We start from the raw sequence: 18,717 nt of genomic DNA, 5'->3' as shown, positions 1-18,717 counted from the left end.
AAATGTTAAGGTCGAAGTGTAGCTGCAAAATCGAGCATGCGGTTAAGCGGCAGCAGCGCGCGTTCACGCAGGCTGGCCTCCACTTCTATCTCATGCGCCGTTCCGCCCTGCTCCAGCCCGTCGGCAATGGCTTTCAGACCGTTCATCGCCATCCACGGACAGTGGGCGCAGCTGCGGCACGTCGCCCCTTCGCCAGCCGTTGGCGCCTCGATCAGCGCTTTATGCGGCACGGCCTGCTGCATTTTATAGAAGATCCCGCGGTCGGTGGCGACAATCAGCTGCGAGTGGGGCAACGTTTTTGCGGCCTGGATCAACTGGCTGGTCGAACCGACCGCATCGGCTAACTCTACCACCGCTTGTGGCGATTCAGGATGCACCAGGATTGCGGCGTCGGGATAGAGTGCCTTCATGCGGCGCAGCGCCTGGGTTTTGAACTCATCATGGACGATGCACGCCCCCTGCCAGCAAAGTACGTCCGCGCCCGTCTGCTTCTGGACGTAATTGCCGAGATGACGATCCGGTGCCCAGATAATTTTTTCGCCGAGGCTATCAAGGTGCTCAATCAACTCTACCGCAATGCTTGAGGTGACCACCCAGTCGGCGCGAGCTTTTACCGCCGCCGAGGTGTTGGCGTAGACCACTACTGTGCGATCCGGGTGCGCATCGCAGAAAGCGTTAAACGGCTCAATGGGACAGCCCAGATCGAGCGAGCATTCAGCTTCAAGCGTCGGCATCAGAATCGTTTTTTCCGGGCTGAGGATTTTCGCCGTTTCCCCCATAAAACGCACGCCCGCGACCAGCAGCGTTGAGGCGGAATGACGCGCGCCAAAGCGCGCCATCTCCAGCGAATCGGAGATGCAGCCGCCGGTCTCTTCCGCCAGTTGCTGGATTTCCGGGTCGGTGTAGTAATGGGCGACCATCACCGCATTGCGCTCTTTCAGCAAGCGTTTGATTTTATCGCGGTAAAAGGCTTTTTCCGCAGGGTTCAGCGGCGCGGGTTTGGCAGGAAAAGGATAGATTGCGGCTTCAGGATCAAACATTACGCTCATGATGCTCACTCGTTTTGCATGCTTAACATGATAATCCTAACAGCGGCCTGATATGGCTTCCTGAGCGGCCGATGTTTTATATACTAAACAAGATACCCGATCGCAGAGGTATTGTCGCGGTGAATTTATTCGCAGTGGGAAGTGGGTGGTGTGGATTATTGCCTGCTGGCGCTGCGGGTGCGTAGGCCGGATGAGGCATTCATGCCGCCATCCGGCAGTGCGTTCAGGGCTAAAACAGAATGCCTGCTGGCGCTGCGCTTAGCAGGCCTACGAAAACCGGGTGTGGAGAGGAGTTGTAGGCCGGATAAGGCGTAGCCGCCATCCGGCAGTGCGTTCAGGGCTAAAACAGAATGCCTGCTGGCGCTACGCTTAGCAGGCCTACGAAAACCGGGTGCAGCGAAGTGTTGTAGACCGCATAAGGCGTAGCCGCCATCCGGCAGTGCGTTCAGGTCCAAACAGATTGCCTGCTGGCGCTGCGCTTAGCAGGCCTACGAAAACCGGGTGTGGAGAAGTGTTGTAGGCCGGATAAGGCGTAGCCGCCATCCGGCAAGAAGAGCGCAGGAAATTTTCAAATCGCAGATAGCAAAAAAGCGCCTTTAGGGCGCTTTTTTACATTGGTGGGTCGTGCAGGATTCGAACCTGCGACCAATTGATTAAAAGTCAACTGCTCTACCAACTGAGCTAACGACCCTTTGCAGGGATTCTTCGAAGTGGTGGATCGTGCAGGATGACTCGGCTTTTGCCTCGCCCTACTGGGCCGTTGCTGACGCAACGTTATCCTTCACGTCTGACACCTTCACCAATTATTAAAATTGGTGGGTCGTGCAGGATTCGAACCTGCGACCAATTGATTAAAAGTCAACTGCTCTACCAACTGAGCTAACGACCCATACAGGGTAGCGACTTCGAAGATAAATCTTTGGAACACGTAATGCGTGGCAATTGTTCAGGATGAGTCGGCTATTACCGGCGGGCGGTTGCTTACGCAACGCTATCCTTCACGTTTGACACCTTCACCAATTATCAAAATTGGTGGGTCGTGCAGGATGACTCGGCTTTCGCCTCGCCCTACGGGCCGTTGCTGACGCAACGTTATCCTTCACGTTAAAACTCTTCACCAGATTTAATAGTGGTGGGTCGTGCAGGATTCGAACCTGCGACCAATTGATTAAAAGTCAACTGCTCTACCAACTGAGCTAACGACCCGGTGGTGGGTGATGACGGGATCGAACCGCCGACCCCCTCCTTGTAAGGGAGGTGCTCTCCCAGCTGAGCTAATCACCCGATACTGCGCTGGATACTGCTAAATGGTGGTTCGTTACTTTCGTAACGTTAACCTCTCCACCGCGAGGTTAAGTGGTGGGTCGTGCAGGATTCGAACCTGCGACCAATTGATTAAAAGTCAACTGCTCTACCAACTGAGCTAACGACCCACTTTTGTGCTGCTTCCGGGTTAAGAGATATCCCGTGGCAACGGCGGCATATATTACTGATTTAAGAACTCAGCGCAACAACAATTTCGACGCGTATTGTTTAACTGCTTATGATTCATGCGACAAGACCAGAAAAACCGCGTTTTCTGGTCATGCGCTATGCATTACATCGAAGCAAGGCGTTTTTGCGCCTGTTTCGCACCATCGGTACCAGGGTATTTGCTGACCACCTGCTGGTAAACCGCTTTGGCTTTTGCAGTATCGCCCTTGTCTTGCATAATCACGCCGACTTTAAACATCGCGTCTGGCGCTTTCGGCGACTTCGGGAAGTTCTTCACTACCGAGGCGAAGTAATAAGCCGCGTCGTCTTTCTTACCCTTGTTGTAATTCAACTGACCGAGCCAGTAGTTGGCGTTCGGTACATAGGTTGAATCCGGGTACTTTTTGACGAAGTTCTGAAACGCAGCCAGCGCATCATCCTGGCGGGATTTATCCTGCACCAGGGCGATAGCCGCGTTGTAATCGGTATTGGCATCGCCGCTTTGTACCGGTGCGCCTGAAGCCGCTGCACCGTTGTTTGCGCCTGCATCCGCTGCCGGAGCCTGCGCTGCCGCACCGCTCTGATCGCCGGAAGCCTGCTGCGTCTGCCCTGCTGCTGCACCGCTGCTCAGATTGCCGATCTGCTGCAGAATTTGCTGCTGGCGTTCAACAACCTGATTGAGCTGATACTGGCTTTCCTGGATCTGTCCGCGCAGGGAGTCAATATCGGCCTGATTATCAGAGAGCTGCTGCTGAAGTTGGGTTAAAAGCTGGCTGTGAGCATTGGAAATACGCTCAAGTTGAGTGACGCGGTCTTCGACCGAGCCTGAGCCGACACTACTGATTGGCGCCTGAGCATTAGCGGCCCAGGGGGCCGCTATGCCAACCAGTAACGACAGACTCAACAGATGATGTCTGAAGTTACTGCTCATGCAATTCTCTTAGTAAACCAGTACGGCGCGACGGTTTTTAGCGTAAGCCGCTTCGTCGTGACCCAGTACTGCAGGTTTTTCTTTACCGTAAGAAACGATGGAGATCTGGTCAGCAGAAACGCCTTTACCCTGCAGGTACATTTTAACGGCGTTAGCACGACGTTCGCCCAGGGAGATGTTGTACTCCGGGGTACCGCGTTCGTCAGCATGACCTTCTACGGTCACTTTGTAGGACGGGTTGCTACGCAGGAAGTTAGCGTGAGCATCCAGCATCGCTGCAAAGTCAGAACGGATGTCGTACTTGTCCAGATCGAAGTAAACGATGTTGTTCTGCTGCAGCTGCTGCATCTGCAGACGCGCCTGCTCTTCAGAGGACATGTTACCGCTACCGTTCATGCCAGTGCCGGCACCCATCATGCCTTCGCCGCTCTGGTCGCTGGTGTTGTTCTTGTGAGAAGAACATGCAGCGATTGCCATAACAGGCAGAGCCAGCATCAGGCCTTTCAGCACTTTGTTCAGTTGCATTTCTTTGATTCCTTTAATATTTATTTATTATCACAGATACGGAGACCAGGCAGGGAATTTAACCTGTCCATCAGTCGCCGGAATACGCGCTTTGAAACGCCCATCTGTAGAAACCAGGTTCAGCACGGAGCCCATCCCCTGAGAAGAGCTGTAGATGACCATAGTGCCGTTAGGTGCCAGACTTGGCGTTTCATCCAGGAACGTTGACGACAAAACTTGCACGCCACCCGCTTCCAGATCTTGTTTAGCAATGTGCTGCTGACCACCGTCAGAGCTAACCATCACCATAAATTTACCGTCGCTGCTGACATCCGCATCCTGGTTCTGAGAACCCTGCCAGGAGATACGCTGCGCTGCGCCGCCATTGATATTGATTTTGTAAACCTGCGGACGACCGGCCTGGTCAGAGGTAAAGGCCAGGTTCTGGCTGTCCGGGAACCAGGTTGGTTCGGTGTTGTTGCTGCGACCGTCGGTAACCTGACGGATCTGGCCGGAACCGATGTCCATCACATAGATGTTCAGGCTGCCGGTTTTTGACAGGGCAAACGCCAGCTTGGTGCCATCCGGCGAGAAGGCCGGTGCGCCGTTGTGCCGCGGGAACGAAGCTACCTGACGAATGCTGGCGTTAGCCAGAGTCTGGATAACCAGCGCGGAACGACCGCTCTCAAAGGTCACGTATGCGACTTTTGAACCGTCCGGGGACCAGGCCGGGGACATCAGCGGCTGCGGCGATTTGTGGACGAGGAACTGGTTGTAGCCATCGTAATCAGAGACGCGCAGTTCATACGGGAACTGAGTGTTCGCGGTCTGCACGACATAGGCGATACGGGTACGGAATGCGCCTTTAATACCGGTCAGCTTTTCGAATACTTCGTCGCTGGCGGCATGGGCAGCATAACGCAGCCACTGCTTGTTCACTTTGAAGGAGTTTTGCGCCAGCACGGTACCCGGCGCGCCGCCGGTGTCGACCAGCTGGTAAGCGACGTTGTAGCTGCCATCAGGATTCGGCGTCACCTGACCTACGATGACCGCATCAATACCGAGCGCGGACCATGCAGCGGGCTGCACTTCCTGCGCGGTACCCGGCTGCTGCGGTAAACGGGAGCGATCCAGCGGGTTGAATTTACCGCTGTTGCGCAGATCCGCCGCAACGATACCGCCAGCGTCCTCAGGCGCAGCGCCTGGGCCTGCCCACTGGAACGGCACAACGCCAATCGGGCGTGCCGAGTCTACCCCCTGGGTGATCTCGATACGTACTTCTGCATGCAGCACCGCTGCCCACAGCATCAAAAAACCAAATGCAACACGTAATGCCTGCTTCATCATATCTCCCTTATCCGGGCAAAAAACCCGCGATAATTTAGCAGAATTTTAACAAACCAATAAGACAAAACTACCCGCGTTGGAACCGCCTTCGCATACTTTCCTCACGGGATCGCGAGGAAAGTGTACCTCAAGGTTTGAAGTCCAGCGGCGCATTTTTGAACACTTCATACACAGCCTGACTTGGTGGCTTCGGCATTTTCGCCTGTCGCGCCGCGGCCAGCGCGGCCTGACAGAGCGCCGGATCGCCCCCTTCAGACTGAATATCTAACAGCGTCCCATCAGGAGCCAGTTTGATACGTAACGTACAGGTCTTCCCGGTGTAGGAGGATGCATCATAGAAGCGGCTCTCAATCGCCGTTTTAATCTGCCCTGCGTAGTTACTTATATCGGCTCCGGATGCACCGTTGTTCTTAGTGTTACCCGAACCCGCCGGCGCTGCATTGTTGCCTTTCGCTCCGCCGCCCGTTTTCGGTGCATTCTTACCGGAGCTGAGATCGCCAAACAGATCGTCAACGCCTTCCGCGGCGGCAGCTTTCTCTGCTGCGGCTTTTTTGGCAGCCGCTTTCTTATCGGCGGCGGCCTTCTCGGCGGCAGCTTTCTTCTCAGCGGCGGCTTTTTCCGCAGCCGCTTTCTTCTCGGCTGCGGCTTTTTCCGCTGCAGCGGCTTTCTTCTCCGCTGCGGCTTTCTCTGCGGCAGCGGCCTTCTCAGCGGCAGCTTTTTCAGCCGCGGCGGCCTTCTCGGCTGCGGCTTTTTCAGCAGCAGCCTGTTTAGCCGCTTCCGCCTGCGCTTTCTTCTTCGCGTCGGCTGCCGCTTTCGCGGCTTCTGCTTCGGCTTTCTTCTGTGCGTCAGCGGCGGCTTTCGCGGCCTCCGCTTCGGCTTTCTTCTGTGCATCGGCGGCGGCTTTGGCTGCATCCACCTGCGCTTTCTTCTGCGCGTCCGCTGCGGCTTTCTTCGCCGCCTCTTCCGCCGCTTTTGCCTGCGCATCCGCTTTGGCTTTCGCGTCAGCTGCTGCTTTCGCTGCCGCTTCTTCAGCCTGTTTCTGCTGCTGTTGCGCCTGCTTTGCTGCCTCTTCTGCCTGCTTCTGCTGTTCGGCCTGCTCGCGCGCGGCTTCCTGCGCTTGCAGACGCTCTTTCTCGACCTGCTTCAGACGCTCCTGCTCGGCGGCCTGCTTTTCACGCATCTCCTCCGCCTGCTGCTGCGCCTGTTTTTCACGCTGCTCTTCCGCGCGTTTAGCGCTCGATTGCTGGTGCTGTTGGCGGTTGTAGTTCTCCACTACCGCGCCGGGATCGACCATTACGGCGTCGATCGACGAGCCGCCACCGCCGCCCGCCGACGCTTCAATATGCTCATCGAACGAACTCCAGATCAGCAGCGCCACCAGAATTACGTGCAGCACGGCTGAAATGAGTATCGCTCGCTTAAGCTTGTCGTTTTGTACGGTTGCCTTTGACACTCTCGGTTCCCAAAAACTGTCCGCCTGTTAAGCCGGTGATCAGATAGGCTGCGTCATCAAGCCAACCGATTTCACACCCGCGCTATGTAACAGGTTCAGCGCTTTAATGATTTCGTCGTACGGCACGTCCTTCGCCCCGCCGATTAAGAACACGGTTTTCGGATTGGATTGCAGGCGACGCTGCGCCTCCGCAATAACCTGCTCCGGCGGCAGCTGATCCATACGATCTTTCTCTACCACCACGCTGTATTGCCCGACACCGGAAACTTCAATAATCACCGGAGGATCGTCATTGGTACTGACGGTCTGAGAATCCGTCGCATCCGGCAGATCGACCTCGACGCTTTGGGTGATGATGGGCGCCGTTGCCATAAAGATCAGCAGCAGCACCAGCAGCACATCGAGCAGCGGCACAATATTGATTTCGGACTTCAGGGCACGCTTGCTCCGCCCACGGGATCTGGCCATGGCTTACTCCTTATTGCTGTCGCTGCTGGCAAACGCCTGGCGATGCAGAATAGCCGTGAACTCTTCCATAAAGTTGTCGTAATTCTGTTCCAGTTTGTTGACGCGCTGGTTCAGACGGTTGTAGGCCATTACCGCCGGAATTGCCGCGAACAGGCCGATAGCGGTCGCAATCAGCGCTTCGGCGATACCCGGTGCAACCATTTGCAACGTCGCCTGTTTCACCGCGCCCAGCGCGATAAAGGCGTGCATGATCCCCCAGACGGTACCAAACAGACCGATATAGGGGCTGATGGAACCAACGGTACCGAGGAAAGGAATATGATTTTCGAGGCTTTCCAGCTCGCGATTCATCGAGATACGCATCGCCCTGGAGGCACCTTCAACAATCGCTTCCGGCGCGTGGCTGTTGGCGCGATGCAGACGGGCAAACTCTTTAAAACCGCTATAGAAAATCTGTTCAGAGCCGCTCAGATTATCGCGACGGCCCTGGCTTTCCTGATAGAGACGAGAGAGTTCAATGCCGGACCAGAACTTATCTTCGAACGCTTCCGCTTCACGCCCTGCGGCGTTGAGGATGCGGGTTCTCTGGATAATGATTGCCCAGGATGCGATTGAAAAACCAATCAAAATCAACATGATAAGTTTGACCAGAAGGCTCGCCTTCAGGAACAAATCAAGGATGTTCATGTCAGTCACTGCTTAAACTCCGCGACAATAGACTTGGGAAGCGCACGAGGCTTCATTAAGAGTGGATCAACACAGACAACCAGCACTTCAGCTTCGTTCAGCACTTTGTTCTCTGCGTTGACGATCCGCTGCGAGAACACCATAGACGTTCCACGCATTGATGTTATTTCCGTTTGGACGTCGAGCATGTCGTCGAGTCGGGCGGGTGCAAAATACTCCAGCGTAATTTTGCGCACCACGAACGCGACCTGCTCTGCCAGCAGAGCCTGTTGGCTAAAGTGATGGTGGCGCAGCATCTCGGTGCGGGCTCTTTCATAAAAAGCAACGTAGCTGGCGTGGTAAACCACACCACCGGCATCAGTATCTTCGTAATAGACACGAACCGGCCATCGAAACAGCGTTGTATTCACTTTACATCCCGGTAATGCAAAAAAGGTTAGAGCTTTTAAACTTCGCTACTATACGCGCGGGCAAGGTGCTTTGGAATGGGTTGTGGTAAACGGAGAGTAAAAATTTATGGGCTTTTGCAAGCCCATCGGGATAGCGGATATTTCTTATTCAAAAGAAGAAGAAAAGCAGACCTGCAAGCAGCACAACATCAGCAATCAGCGGGCAAAACAGCCCCTGCCAGTGCAGCGCGCGAGGACGAAAACCGACGCCGTGGATCACACCGGCGCAAACGGCCCACATCAACAGCAGACCATGCCAGATCTCAAGCTCGCTGGTTTTCGCCGCAAAGCGCGACGGGTCCCAGAAAATGCACCCTGCCAGCAGCAGCGCCATTATTAAGGAAAGGGCCCGTAACGGGCCCTTGTCCATTACCGCATAGAGCTTTGCGATAACCTTATCCATCAATGTTCTTCTTGACCGGCTTTGGTTGCTTCAACATGTTCCAGCGCCAGCGCGGTGATCACACCAAAAGCACAGGCAAGAAGCGTTCCTAAAATCCAGGCGAAATACCACATATTCAGCTCCTTACTTAGTACATAGAGTGGGTGTTGCTTTCGATCTGCTCTTTGGTAATACGACCGAACATTTTCCAGTAACACCAGGTGGTGTAGAGCAGAATGATCGGTACGAATACCGCAGCAACCCAGGTCATCAGGTTCAGCGTGCGCTGCGTCGAGGTCGCATCCCACATTGTCAGGCTGGCGTTCAGCATGGTGCTGGACGGCATGACGAACGGGAACATCGCGATGCCTGCGGTCAGAATGATGCACGCCAGCGTCAGGGACGAGAAGACAAAGGCGAAGGCTGATTTATCCAGACGCGCAGTCAGGATAGTCAGCAGCGGCAGCGCCACGCCCAGCGCCGGAATCGCCCACAATACCGGAGTATTGTTGAAGTTGGTCAGCCAGGCACCCGCCTGTACCGCAACTTCTTTGGTCAACGGGTTCGAGGCAGCATGGTGATTCATCGCAGAGGTGATCACATACCCGTCAATACCGTACACCACCCAAACACCGGCCAGCGCGAAGCAGACCAGGGTCACCAGGGCTGCAATCTGTACCGTGGCGCGTGCGCGCAGGTGCAGTTCGCCGACGGTACGCATTTGCAGGTAGGTTGCGCCCTGGGTCAGGATCATCGCCACACTCACTACACCGGCCAGCAGACCAAACGGGTTCAGCAGCTGGAAGAAGTTACCGGTATAGAAGAGGCGCATGTCGCCATCCAGGTGGAACGGTACGCCCTGCAACAGGTTACCGAACGCCACGCCAATCACCAGCGGCGGCACGAAGCTACCGATAAAGATGCCCCAGTCCCACATGCCGCGCCAGCGCACATCTTCAATCTTCGAACGGTAATCAAAGCCAACCGGACGGAAGAAGAGTGAGGCCAGCACGAGGATCATCGCCACATAGAAGCCGGAGAAGGCTGCCGCGTAGACCATCGGCCAGGCAGCGAACAGCGCGCCACCGGCAGTGATAAGCCAGACCTGGTTGCCGTCCCAGTGCGGCGCGATGGAGTTAATCATCACGCGGCGCTCGGTGTCGCTACGCCCCAACACGCGGGTCAGCATACCAACGCCCATGTCGAAGCCATCGGTGACGGCAAAACCGATCAGCAGAATGCCCACCAGCAGCCACCAGATAAAACGTAATACTTCATAATCGATCATTTCACGACTCCTGTCTTAGCGTGCCGGCTGAGTAGTCACAGTGGACTGCTCGTAGTGATAGCGACCTGTTTTCAGGCTGCTCGGCCCAAGGCGAGCAAATTTGAACATCAGGAACACTTCGGCCACCATAAACAGCGTATAAAGGCCGCAAATCAGAATCATTGAGAACAGCAGATCGCCGACGGTCAATGAGGAGTTGGCAACGGCTGTCGGCAGCACTTCACCAATCGCCCACGGTTGACGACCGTATTCCGCCACAAACCAGCCTGCTTCGATCGCAATCCACGGCAGCGGAATGCCATACAGCGCGGCGCGCAGCAGCCATTTCTTCTCACCGATACGGTTACGGATCACCGTCCAGAAGGAGATGCCGATAATCAGCAGCATCAGCACACCACTGGCAACCATCAGGCGGAAGGCGAAGTAGAGCGGCGCAACGCGTGGAATAGAGTCCTGGGTCGCTTTCTGGATCTGCGCTTCCGTCGCGTCGGTAACGTTCGGGGTATAGCGTTTCAGCAGCAGGCCGTAACCAAGATCTTTCTTCACATTATTGAACTGCTCACGTACCGCCGGATCCGCGGAGCCGGAGCGCAGCTGTTCAAGCAGCTGGTACGCTTTCATGCCGTTACGGATACGCTCTTCGTGCTGCACCATCAGGTCTTTCAGGCCAATAACCGGCGTGTCGACAGAGCGGGTAGCGATAATGCCGAGCGCAAACGGGATCTGGATAGCGAATTTGTTCTCTTGTTTATCCTGATCCGGAATACCAAACAGGGTAAACGCTGCCGGAGCCGGTTGGGTTTCCCATTCAGCTTCGATGGCCGCCAGTTTGGTTTTCTGCACGTCACCCATTTCGTAACCGGACTCATCACCCAGCACGATAACGGAGAGGATTGCCGCCATACCGAAGCTGGCTGCGATAGCAAAGGAGCGTTTCGCAAAAGCAACGTCGCGACCGCGCAGCAGGTAGTAGGAGCTGATACCGAGAATAAAGATAGCGCCGCAGGTGTAGCCGGAAGCCACGGTGTGCACAAATTTGACCTGCGCAACCGGGTTAAGCACCAGCTCAGAGAAGCTCACCATCTCCATACGCATGGTTTCGAAGTTGAAATCAGAGGCGATGGGGTTCTGCATCCAGCCGTTGGCGACGAGGATCCAGAGTGCGGACAAGTTGGAGCCCAGAGCAACGAGCCAGGTTACCGCCATGTGCTGAACTTTGCCCAGACGATCCCAACCGAAGAAGAACAGACCCACGAATGTGGATTCGAGGAAGAAGGCCATCAGACCTTCAATGGCCAGCGGCGCACCGAAAATATCCCCAACGTAGTGAGAATAGTAAGACCAGTTAGTCCCGAACTGGAACTCCATGGTCAGACCGGTCGCCACGCCCAGCGCGAAGTTGATCCCAAACAACTTGCCCCAGAACTTGGTCATATCTTTGTAGATCTGTTTGCCGGAGAGGACGTAGACCGTTTCCATAATTGCCAGCAGGAACGCCATACCAAGCGTCAGCGGCACAAACAGAAAGTGGTACATCGCGGTCAAGGCAAACTGTAAGCGTGACAGTTCGACTATATCTAACATCATGACTCCTTGCTCATCGCATGAAGACTCCGAGAGTAAACCCCCGTTAGCGAAGGTTCACACGCATGCCCCAATACAAATTTGCTGCACTGTTTTATTCACTCTCCCAAATGTCGGGACAATGAATAAAAAAAGTTACAACCAGGTTAATAAAAAATTCGAATTGATCTCGCGAATATATTACTCCGCAAAACCCTAACAATAAAAAGCATTTATTGATTATGTTTTACGTTTTACGACGGCGATCAATTAATCCCCAACTTTGCACTTCGCGGTCAATTTGATCGGCGACAATTTAACTAGTTTTGACCGCTTTTCCAAGCTTTTAAATATTGATTTAAATCATTTATTATTGACGGTGTTAATTTTGTATTTAAGGTGTCCGGCGGGTAAAAACAGTGTTAATAATATGTTTACTGTAACGCAATTTATGGTTATCAATTGACGGATAAAGCGAAGAAAGGCAGGTTACTTTACGCGGTAAGTTAAAACAGGAAAAGTACGTGAGTCCAAAGTGAAACTTCCCAACTACTCCCATATTGATTTTACAAATATTTCACTTATCCAATTAATATAATTAACACCGCTTCGTTATCATTAAAAATAACCATCATTAAAAGGCGAGGCTGAGCGCTATTATTCATAACTTTTATAATTTGCTATCAGGTCGAGGGATAATGCCGCATACGCCCTCCCCTGCCTGCCGCGCTTTTTTACTACGTATAGACACGGGCAATAAAAAAGGCCGCTCCAGGAGCGGCCAACCATGTCGAATTGCGCTGCTCCCCTGCAAGGGGGAGCGATGGTTTTTTTATTTAATTACGGTTTTCAGAGCGTCGCCGATATCGGCCAGGCTGCGCACGGTTTTCACGCCAGCAGCTTCCAGTGCGGCGAACTTCTCGTCCGCCGTACCTTTACCGCCTGCGATGATGGCGCCTGCGTGGCCCATACGCTTGCCTTTCGGCGCGGTAACACCGGCAATGTAGCCAACAACCGGTTTGGTGACGTGCTCTTTGATATAGGCTGCGGCTTCTTCTTCCGCGCTACCACCGATCTCACCGATCATCACGATCGCTTCGGTCTGCGGATCTTCCTGGAACAGTTTCAGGATGTCGATAAAGTTAGAGCCCGGGATCGGGTCGCCGCCGATGCCCACACAGGTGGACTGACCGAAACCGTAATCCGTGGTCTGTTTAACCGCTTCATAGGTCAGGGTACCTGAGCGGGAAACGATGCCGACTTTGCCCGGCTGATGGATGTGGCCCGGCATAATGCCGATTTTGCACTCGCCTGGGGTGATCACGCCCGGGCAGTTCGGCCCGATCATACGCACGCCGGCTTCATCCAGCTTCACTTTCACCGTCAACATATCCAGCGTCGGGATACCTTCAGTGATGGTGATAATCAGCTTAATGCCTGCGTCGATCGCTTCCAGGATAGAGTCTTTGCAGAACGGAGCCGGAACGTAGATAACCGTTGCGGTCGCGCCGGTCGCTTCTACCGCTTCACGCACGGTATTGAAGACCGGCAGGCCGAGGTGCGTGGTGCCGCCTTTGCCTGGCGTTACGCCGCCAACCATCTGCGTACCGTAGGCAATCGCCTGTTCGGAGTGGAATGTACCCTGGCTTCCGGTGAAGCCCTGGCAGATAACTTTGGTGTTCTTATCGATCAAAACAGACATTATTTCCCCTCCACTGCGGCAACAACCTGCTGTGCTGCATCCGTCAGACTTTTCGCTGCGATAATATTCAGGCCGCTGTCAGCCAGGCGCTTGGCACCCAGTTCAGCGTTGTTACCTTCCAGGCGTACCACTACCGGCACGTTCACGCCCACTTCTTCTACTGCACCGATGATGCCGTCTGCGATCAGGTCGCAGCGCACGATGCCGCCGAAGATGTTAACCAGAACGGCTTTCACGTTCTCATCGGAGAGAATGATTTTGAAAGCTTCGGTTACGCGCTCTTTGGTCGCGCCGCCGCCAACGTCAAGGAAGTTAGCCGGTTCGCCGCCGTGCAGTTTAACGATGTCCATGGTGCCCATCGCCAGGCCTGCGCCGTTAACCATGCAGCCGATGTTGCCGTCGAGAGCAACGTAGTTCAGCTCCCACTGCGCAGCCTGTGCTTCGCGCGGGTCTTCCTGAGACTGGTCGCGCATTTCGCGCAGATCCGGCTGGCGGAAGAGTGCGTTACCGTCCGCGCCCAGTTTGCCGTCGAGGCAGATCAGGTCGCCCTGCTTAGTGATCACCAGCGGGTTGATTTCGATCAGCGCCAGGTCGCGCTCAAGGAAAATGGTCGCCAGACCCATAAAGATTTTGGTGAACTGCTGAACCTGCTTACCTTCCAGACCCAGTTTGAACGCCAGGTCACGCCCCTGATACGGCATCGGGCCGGTCAGCGGATCGATAGTGGTTTTGTGGATCAGGTGCGGGGTCTCTTCCGCCACTTTCTCAATCTCAACACCGCCTTCGGTGGAGGCCATGAACACCACGCGACGGGAGCTACGATCAACCACTGCGCCCAGGTAGAGCTCTTTGTCGATATCGGTCGCCGCTTCAACCAGAATCTGGTTAACCGGCTGGCCGTTAGCGTCTGTTTGGTAGGTTACCAGGCGTTTACCCAGCCAGTGCTCCGCGAATGCGCGGATCTCTTCTTTGCTGTTCACCACTTTTACGCCGCCCGCTTTACCGCGGCCGCCTGCGTGAACCTGGCATTTTACGACCCACGGGCCTGCACCAATTTTCGATGCCGCTTCTTCGGCTTCACGCGGGGTAGTACAGGCGTATCCAACCGGAGTCGGCAGACCTGACCGGGCAAAAAGCTGTTTCGCCTGATACTCATGTAAGTTCATCTGTTCTATCCATCCTTCAGGTAATCATTATCAGGGTGTCTGCGGGTCGGGGTGCCCTGTTTGCCGGATCCGCCCACAGTCAGGTGATGACTTCAGGCCCGGCATCCGCCGGGCCCTGGCCGACTACACGTCCAGCAGCAGACGGGTCGGATCTTCCAGCAGCTCTTTGATGGCGACCAGATAGCCCACAGACTCACGGCCGTCGATCAGACGGTGATCGTAAGAGAGCGCCAGGTACATCATCGGCAGGATCTCAACCTTGCCATCAACCGCCATCGGGCGATCTTTAATGGCGTGCATGCCGAGGATTGCGCTCTGCGGCGGGTTGATGATCGGGGTGGACATCAGCGAGCCGAAGACGCCGCCGTTGGTAATGGTGAAGTTACCGCCGGTCAGATCTTCCACGGTCAGCTTGCCGTCGCGCCCTTTCAGCGCCAGCTCTTTAATTTTCTTCTCGATATCTGCCATGCCGAGGGTGTCGACATCGCGCAGCACAGGGGTCACCAGGCCACGCGGCGTGGAAACAGCCATACTGACATCGAAATAGTTGTGGTAAACCACATCATCGCCATCGATAGAAGCGTTCACTTCCGGGTAGCGTTTCAGCGCTTCAACCACCGCTTTCACGTAGAAGGACATAAAGCCCAGACGGATGCCGTGACGCTTCTCGAACGCGTCGCCGTACTGCTTACGCAGATCCATAATCGGCTTCATGTTGACTTCGTTGAAGGTCGTCAGCATGGCGGTGGAGTTTTTCGCTTCCAGCAGACGCTCGGCTACGCGTTTGCGCAGACGGGTCATCGGAACGCGTTTTTCGGTGCGGCCAGCCGGGGCCGGGGCCGGGGTGCTGGCAGCAGCCGGAGCTGCCGCTGGTGCAGCGCTCTGCGCCGGGCCTTTCGCCAGATGCTTCTCAACATCTTCACGGGTCAGACGACCACCAACACCGGTACCTTTGATGTCGCTGGCTTCCAGGTTGTGCTCGGCCAGCAGGCGACGGATCGCCGGGCTCAGGGCATCATTGTTCTGCTCTTCCAGCGAGGCCTGCTGACGCTGCGCCGGTGTAGACTCTTTCTCTTCAGATTTAGCACTGCTCTCTTTGCCTGCGCTGTTGCCCTCTTTCAGACGGCCCAGAATCTGGCGGGAGGTAACGGTTGTGCCTTCCTCTTCCAGCACGGCATCAAGGATGCCGTCCGCTGACGCCGGCACTTCCAGTACCACTTTGTCAGTTTCGATTTCTACCAGCACTTCATCACGTTTAACGCTATCGCCTGGTTTTTTGTGCCAGGTTGCAACGGTCGCGTCAGCAACGGACTCAGGCAGATCGGGAACAAGAATATCTACGCTACTCATTATTTATCCTTTAATTAATTGACGTTCAGCGCGTCATTTACCAGATCTTGTTGCTGTTTCTGGTGAACGGAGAGGTATCCCACCGCCGGAGAGGCGGAGGCCGGGCGACCTGCGTAACGCAGACCAGCCCCAAACGGAATCACATCACGGAAGTGATGCTGGCTGCAGTACCATGCGCCCTGGTTCAGCGGCTCTTCCTGGCACCAGACAAAATCATGCACATGCGCGTACGGCTTCAGCGCTTCCTGCACCGCCTGGTGCGGGAACGGATAGAGCTGCTCGATGCGGACAATCGCGACATCTTTCTGGTCGTTCTTACGACGCTGTTCCAGCAAATCGTAATAAACCTTACCCGAACAGAGGATAACGCGTTTCACGCCCTGCGGATCGAGATCGTCTACTTCGCCAATCGCTGGCATAAAGGTGCCGTTTGCCAGCTCATCAAGCGTTGAAACAGCCTGCGGATGACGCAGCAGGGATTTAGGTGACATCACAATCAGCGGACGGCGCATACCGCGCAGCGCCTGACGACGCAGCATGTGGTAAACCTGCGCCGGGGTCGACGGCACGCAAACCTGCATATTCTGCTCGGCGCAGAGTTGCAGATAACGCTCCAGACGCGCGGAGGAGTGCTCCGGGCCCTGCCCTTCATAGCCGTGCGGCAGCAGCATGACCAGGCCACACATACGGCCCCACTTCTGCTCGCCGGAGCTGATGAACTGGTCGATAACCACCTGCGCACCGTTGGCGAAGTCGCCGAACTGCGCTTCCCAGATGGTGAGCGTGCGCGGCTCAGCGGTGGCGTAGCCATACTCAAACGCCAGCACCGCTTCTTCCGACAGCACGGAGTCCCAGACGCGGAACGCGCCCTGGCTGTTATGCACGTGCGCCAGCGGGGTGTAAGTCGAACCGTTAGTCTGGTTATGCACCACAGCATGACGATGGAAGAAGGTACCGCGCCCGGAGTCTTCACCGGAGAGACGTACCGGAATGCCCTCATCTACCAGCGTGGCGTAAGCCAGCGTTTCCGCGCCGCCCCAGTCGAACAGCTTCTCGCCGTTCGCCATCAGCTGACGGTCAGCGTAGATTTTCGCTACGCGGGACTGCATCTCAATCGCGTCCGGTACGGTACTGATGCGCTTCGCCAGCTCTTGCAGGCGCTTCATCTCCACCTTGTTCGGGTAGCTCTCATCCCACTCGTGGTTGAGGTACGGCGACCAGGTGAAGGAGTGCATATTCATCGGACGCCATTCAGCGACCACGCACTCACCGGCGTCGAGCGCATCGCGGTAGACGTTAGCCATTTCGGTGGCGTCTTCAGCGGCGATGGTGGTTTCCTGCTCCAGACGGCTGGCGTAAATCTGACGCGGCGTCGGGTGCTTTTTGATTTTCTGGTACATCAGCGGCTGGGTTGCACTCGGCTCATCGGCTTCGTTATGGCCGTGACGGCGGTAGCAGACCAGGTCGATAAAGACATCGCGTTTGAAGGTATTACGGAAATCGAGCGCCAGGCGGGTCACAAAGGCCACCGCTTCCGGATCGTCCGCGTTAACGTGGAAAATCGGTGCCTGCACCATTTTACCGATATCAGTACAGTACGGCGTAGAGCGCGCATCCAGCGGGTTCGAGGTGGTGAAGCCGACCTGGTTGTTGATAACAATACGCACGGTGCCGCCCACTTCGTAGCCGCGGGCTTTGGACATGTTGAGGGTTTCCTGCACCACGCCCTGGCCTGCGACCGCCGCGTCACCGTGAATGGTGATCGGCAACACTTTGTTGCTGCTCGGCTCGTCGAGGCGATCGAGACGCGCGCGCACGGAACCGATAACTACCGGGCTTACGATCTCGAGGTGCGACGGGTTAAACGCCAGCGCCAGGTGAACCAGGCCGCCTTCGGTTTCAACGTCGGACGAGAAGCCCATATGGTATTTCACGTCGCCGGTGCCGAGATGCTCTTTATGTTTACCGGCAAATTCGTCGAACAGGTCCTGCGGCTTTTTGCCCAGCACGTTAACCAGCACGTTCAGACGGCCACGGTGCGCCATGCCCAGCACTACTTCGCGGGTGCCGCTTTTACCGGCGTGGCGGATCATCTCTTTCAGCATCGGCACCAGCGCGTCGCCACCCTCAAGGGAGAAGCGTTTCGCGCCCGGGAATTTCGCACCCAGATAGCGCTCCAGCCCTTCGGCGGCGGTCAGTTCGCTTAAGAAGCGCTTTTTCTCTTCTGCCGAGAAGCTGGATTTACCGGTGGCCGACTCGATGCGCTGCTGGATCCAGCGTTTCTCTTCGGTGCTGGTGATGTGCATGTACTCCGCGCCGATGGAGCCACAATAGGTCTCTTTCAGCGCGTGGAGCAGCTCGCCCAGCGGCATAGTGTCTTTGCCGATAGCAAATGACCCGACATTGAAGCTGTTCTGGAAATCGGCTTCGGTCAGGTCATGGAATGCGGGATCGAGATCGGCGACCCTCTCCTGCTGCCATAATCCCAGCGGATCGAGATTCGCATGCTGGTGACCACGGAAGCGGTAGGCGTTAATGAGCTGCAGGACTTTGACCTGCTTAACGTTGGTATCGGGGTCGGAAATCGAGGGGGAGTAACGTGAAGCGTCCTTCGCCAGCTGGCGGAAGTAATCACGCGTTTTGGAGTGGAACTGATCCGGTTTGACTCCGGTACCTGGTAACTGCTGGAACATAGATCGCCAGTTCGCATCTACCGAGTCAGGATCGGTTAAGAAGTCTTCATAGAGCTGTTCTATCCAGCTCTGGTTAGACCCAGAGAGGTAAGAAGAGTCCAGCCAGGCTTTCATTGCGCCGTTCTGCATCGTGATCCCTTAAGCATTGTTATGCTTACTTCGCCGTGGATAACTTCGACGTACACGTACGCGCACGTCCCAGGGTTCACCTG

At 55.6% G+C, this 18,717-nt stretch carries 16 protein-coding genes and 5 tRNA genes; all 21 read right to left on the bottom strand.

Annotation, left to right across the window (positions count from 1 at the left end; all coding sequences use genetic code 11):
- Positions 1 to 5: 5 nt before the first annotated feature.
- The 21 genes from nadA to sucA all read right to left on the bottom strand — a co-directional run bounded on the left by nadA (position 6) and on the right by sucA (position 18,634).
- Positions 6 to 1,049 carry a quinolinate synthase NadA gene (gene nadA, locus ACWPW2_RS05525; protein ID WP_034812829.1) on the bottom strand — a complete coding sequence of 348 codons (1,044 nt, stop codon included), beginning with the start codon at positions 1,047 to 1,049 and terminating at the stop codon, positions 6 to 8.
- Between the two features lie 615 nt (positions 1,050 to 1,664).
- Positions 1,665 to 1,740 (bottom strand) — tRNA-Lys (locus tag ACWPW2_RS05520).
- Positions 1,741 to 1,862: 122 nt separating this feature from the next.
- Positions 1,863 to 1,938 (bottom strand) — tRNA-Lys (locus ACWPW2_RS05515).
- A gap of 241 nt (positions 1,939 to 2,179) precedes the next feature.
- Positions 2,180 to 2,255: transfer RNA gene (locus ACWPW2_RS05510), tRNA-Lys, on the bottom strand.
- Positions 2,256 to 2,257: 2 nt separating this feature from the next.
- Positions 2,258 to 2,333 (bottom strand) — tRNA-Val (locus ACWPW2_RS05505).
- Positions 2,334 to 2,406: 73 nt separating this feature from the next.
- A tRNA-Lys gene (locus ACWPW2_RS05500) sits at positions 2,407 to 2,482 on the bottom strand.
- A 164-nt stretch (positions 2,483 to 2,646) separates the two neighbouring features.
- Entirely contained in the window at positions 2,647 to 3,453 is an 807-nt protein-coding gene (gene cpoB / locus ACWPW2_RS05495) for a cell division protein CpoB (protein ID WP_094420453.1), read from the bottom strand.
- A 9-nt stretch (positions 3,454 to 3,462) separates the two neighbouring features.
- Entirely contained in the window at positions 3,463 to 3,978 is a 516-nt protein-coding gene (gene pal / locus ACWPW2_RS05490) for a peptidoglycan-associated lipoprotein Pal (protein ID WP_007373922.1), read from the bottom strand.
- Positions 3,979 to 4,008: 30 nt separating this feature from the next.
- Positions 4,009 to 5,301 (bottom strand): Tol-Pal system beta propeller repeat protein TolB, encoded by a 1,293-nt coding sequence (gene tolB, locus ACWPW2_RS05485; RefSeq protein WP_023478234.1) that lies wholly within the window; start codon positions 5,299 to 5,301, stop codon positions 4,009 to 4,011.
- Positions 5,302 to 5,431: 130 nt separating this feature from the next.
- Positions 5,432 to 6,757: a cell envelope integrity protein TolA gene (gene tolA / locus ACWPW2_RS05480; RefSeq protein ID WP_454121831.1), complete on the bottom strand. Its 1,326-nt coding sequence runs from the start codon at positions 6,755 to 6,757 to the stop codon at positions 5,432 to 5,434.
- A 39-nt stretch (positions 6,758 to 6,796) separates the two neighbouring features.
- Positions 6,797 to 7,225, bottom strand: a complete 429-nt coding sequence (gene tolR / locus ACWPW2_RS05475) for a colicin uptake protein TolR (protein WP_023478226.1) — start codon at positions 7,223 to 7,225, stop codon at positions 6,797 to 6,799.
- A gap of 3 nt (positions 7,226 to 7,228) precedes the next feature.
- Entirely contained in the window at positions 7,229 to 7,921 is a 693-nt protein-coding gene (gene tolQ, locus ACWPW2_RS05470; RefSeq protein WP_023478229.1) for a Tol-Pal system protein TolQ, read from the bottom strand.
- Positions 7,918 to 8,322: a tol-pal system-associated acyl-CoA thioesterase gene (gene ybgC / locus ACWPW2_RS05465; protein ID WP_034811764.1), complete on the bottom strand. Its 405-nt coding sequence runs from the start codon at positions 8,320 to 8,322 to the stop codon at positions 7,918 to 7,920. The genes tolQ and ybgC overlap by 4 nt, the downstream gene beginning before the upstream one ends.
- A gap of 148 nt (positions 8,323 to 8,470) precedes the next feature.
- Positions 8,471 to 8,764, bottom strand: coding sequence for a cyd operon protein YbgE (ybgE, locus tag ACWPW2_RS05460; protein ID WP_023478215.1), 294 nt, complete (start codon positions 8,762 to 8,764; stop codon positions 8,471 to 8,473).
- Positions 8,764 to 8,877: a cytochrome bd-I oxidase subunit CydX gene (gene cydX / locus ACWPW2_RS05455; RefSeq protein ID WP_071789428.1), complete on the bottom strand. Its 114-nt coding sequence runs from the start codon at positions 8,875 to 8,877 to the stop codon at positions 8,764 to 8,766. Before cydX ends, ybgE begins: the two co-directional genes overlap by 1 nt.
- Positions 8,878 to 8,891: 14 nt before the next feature.
- Positions 8,892 to 10,031 carry a cytochrome d ubiquinol oxidase subunit II gene (gene cydB / locus ACWPW2_RS05450; protein WP_023478221.1) on the bottom strand — a complete coding sequence of 380 codons (1,140 nt, stop codon included), beginning with the start codon at positions 10,029 to 10,031 and terminating at the stop codon, positions 8,892 to 8,894.
- Between the two features lie 15 nt (positions 10,032 to 10,046).
- Entirely contained in the window at positions 10,047 to 11,615 is a 1,569-nt protein-coding gene (gene cydA / locus ACWPW2_RS05445; protein WP_023478219.1) for a cytochrome ubiquinol oxidase subunit I, read from the bottom strand.
- A gap of 811 nt (positions 11,616 to 12,426) precedes the next feature.
- Entirely contained in the window at positions 12,427 to 13,296 is an 870-nt protein-coding gene (sucD, locus tag ACWPW2_RS05440; protein ID WP_023478233.1) for a succinate--CoA ligase subunit alpha, read from the bottom strand.
- The gene (gene sucC, locus ACWPW2_RS05435; RefSeq protein ID WP_034811760.1) at positions 13,296 to 14,462 is read right to left on the bottom strand and encodes an ADP-forming succinate--CoA ligase subunit beta; all 1,167 of its coding nucleotides are present in this window, start codon (positions 14,460 to 14,462) and stop codon (positions 13,296 to 13,298) included. The genes sucD and sucC overlap by 1 nt, the downstream gene beginning before the upstream one ends.
- A gap of 123 nt (positions 14,463 to 14,585) precedes the next feature.
- Positions 14,586 to 15,812 (bottom strand): 2-oxoglutarate dehydrogenase complex dihydrolipoyllysine-residue succinyltransferase, encoded by a 1,227-nt coding sequence (odhB, locus tag ACWPW2_RS05430; RefSeq protein ID WP_023478231.1) that lies wholly within the window; start codon positions 15,810 to 15,812, stop codon positions 14,586 to 14,588.
- A gap of 14 nt (positions 15,813 to 15,826) precedes the next feature.
- A complete protein-coding gene (gene sucA, locus ACWPW2_RS05425) occupies positions 15,827 to 18,634 on the bottom strand; it encodes a 2-oxoglutarate dehydrogenase E1 component (RefSeq protein WP_023478236.1) in 2,808 nt (935 codons plus the stop codon).
- Positions 18,635 to 18,717 lie beyond the last annotated feature (83 nt).

The sequence above is a fragment of the Kosakonia sp. Marseille-Q7440 genome (genome assembly GCF_965119485.1).
Note: the sequence above shows the minus strand (reverse complement) of the source record. Positions and strands in the feature narration are given on the sequence as shown.

Excerpts from the sequence above, each read along its gene's own strand:
- tolR (WP_023478226.1), bottom strand. The coding sequence starts at position 7,225 with ATGGCCAGATCCCGTGGGCGGAGCAAGCGTGCCCTGAAGTCCGAAATC.
- odhB (WP_023478231.1), bottom strand. The coding sequence starts at position 15,812 with ATGAGTAGCGTAGATATTCTTGTTCCCGATCTGCCTGAGTCCGTTGCT.
- cydB (WP_023478221.1), bottom strand. The coding sequence starts at position 10,031 with ATGATCGATTATGAAGTATTACGTTTTATCTGGTGGCTGCTGGTGGGC.
- sucA (WP_023478236.1), bottom strand. The coding sequence starts at position 18,634 with ATGCAGAACGGCGCAATGAAAGCCTGGCTGGACTCTTCTTACCTCTCT.
- ybgE (WP_023478215.1), bottom strand. The coding sequence starts at position 8,764 with ATGGATAAGGTTATCGCAAAGCTCTATGCGGTAATGGACAAGGGCCCG.
- pal (WP_007373922.1), bottom strand. The coding sequence starts at position 3,978 with ATGCAACTGAACAAAGTGCTGAAAGGCCTGATGCTGGCTCTGCCTGTT.
- sucC (WP_034811760.1), bottom strand. The coding sequence starts at position 14,462 with ATGAACTTACATGAGTATCAGGCGAAACAGCTTTTTGCCCGGTCAGGT.
- cydA (WP_023478219.1), bottom strand. The coding sequence starts at position 11,615 with ATGTTAGATATAGTCGAACTGTCACGCTTACAGTTTGCCTTGACCGCG.
- cydX (WP_071789428.1), bottom strand. The coding sequence starts at position 8,877 with ATGTGGTATTTCGCCTGGATTTTAGGAACGCTTCTTGCCTGTGCTTTT.
- sucD (WP_023478233.1), bottom strand. The coding sequence starts at position 13,296 with ATGTCTGTTTTGATCGATAAGAACACCAAAGTTATCTGCCAGGGCTTC.
- nadA (WP_034812829.1), bottom strand. The coding sequence starts at position 1,049 with ATGAGCGTAATGTTTGATCCTGAAGCCGCAATCTATCCTTTTCCTGCC.
- cpoB (WP_094420453.1), bottom strand. The coding sequence starts at position 3,453 with ATGAGCAGTAACTTCAGACATCATCTGTTGAGTCTGTCGTTACTGGTT.
- tolB (WP_023478234.1), bottom strand. The coding sequence starts at position 5,301 with ATGAAGCAGGCATTACGTGTTGCATTTGGTTTTTTGATGCTGTGGGCA.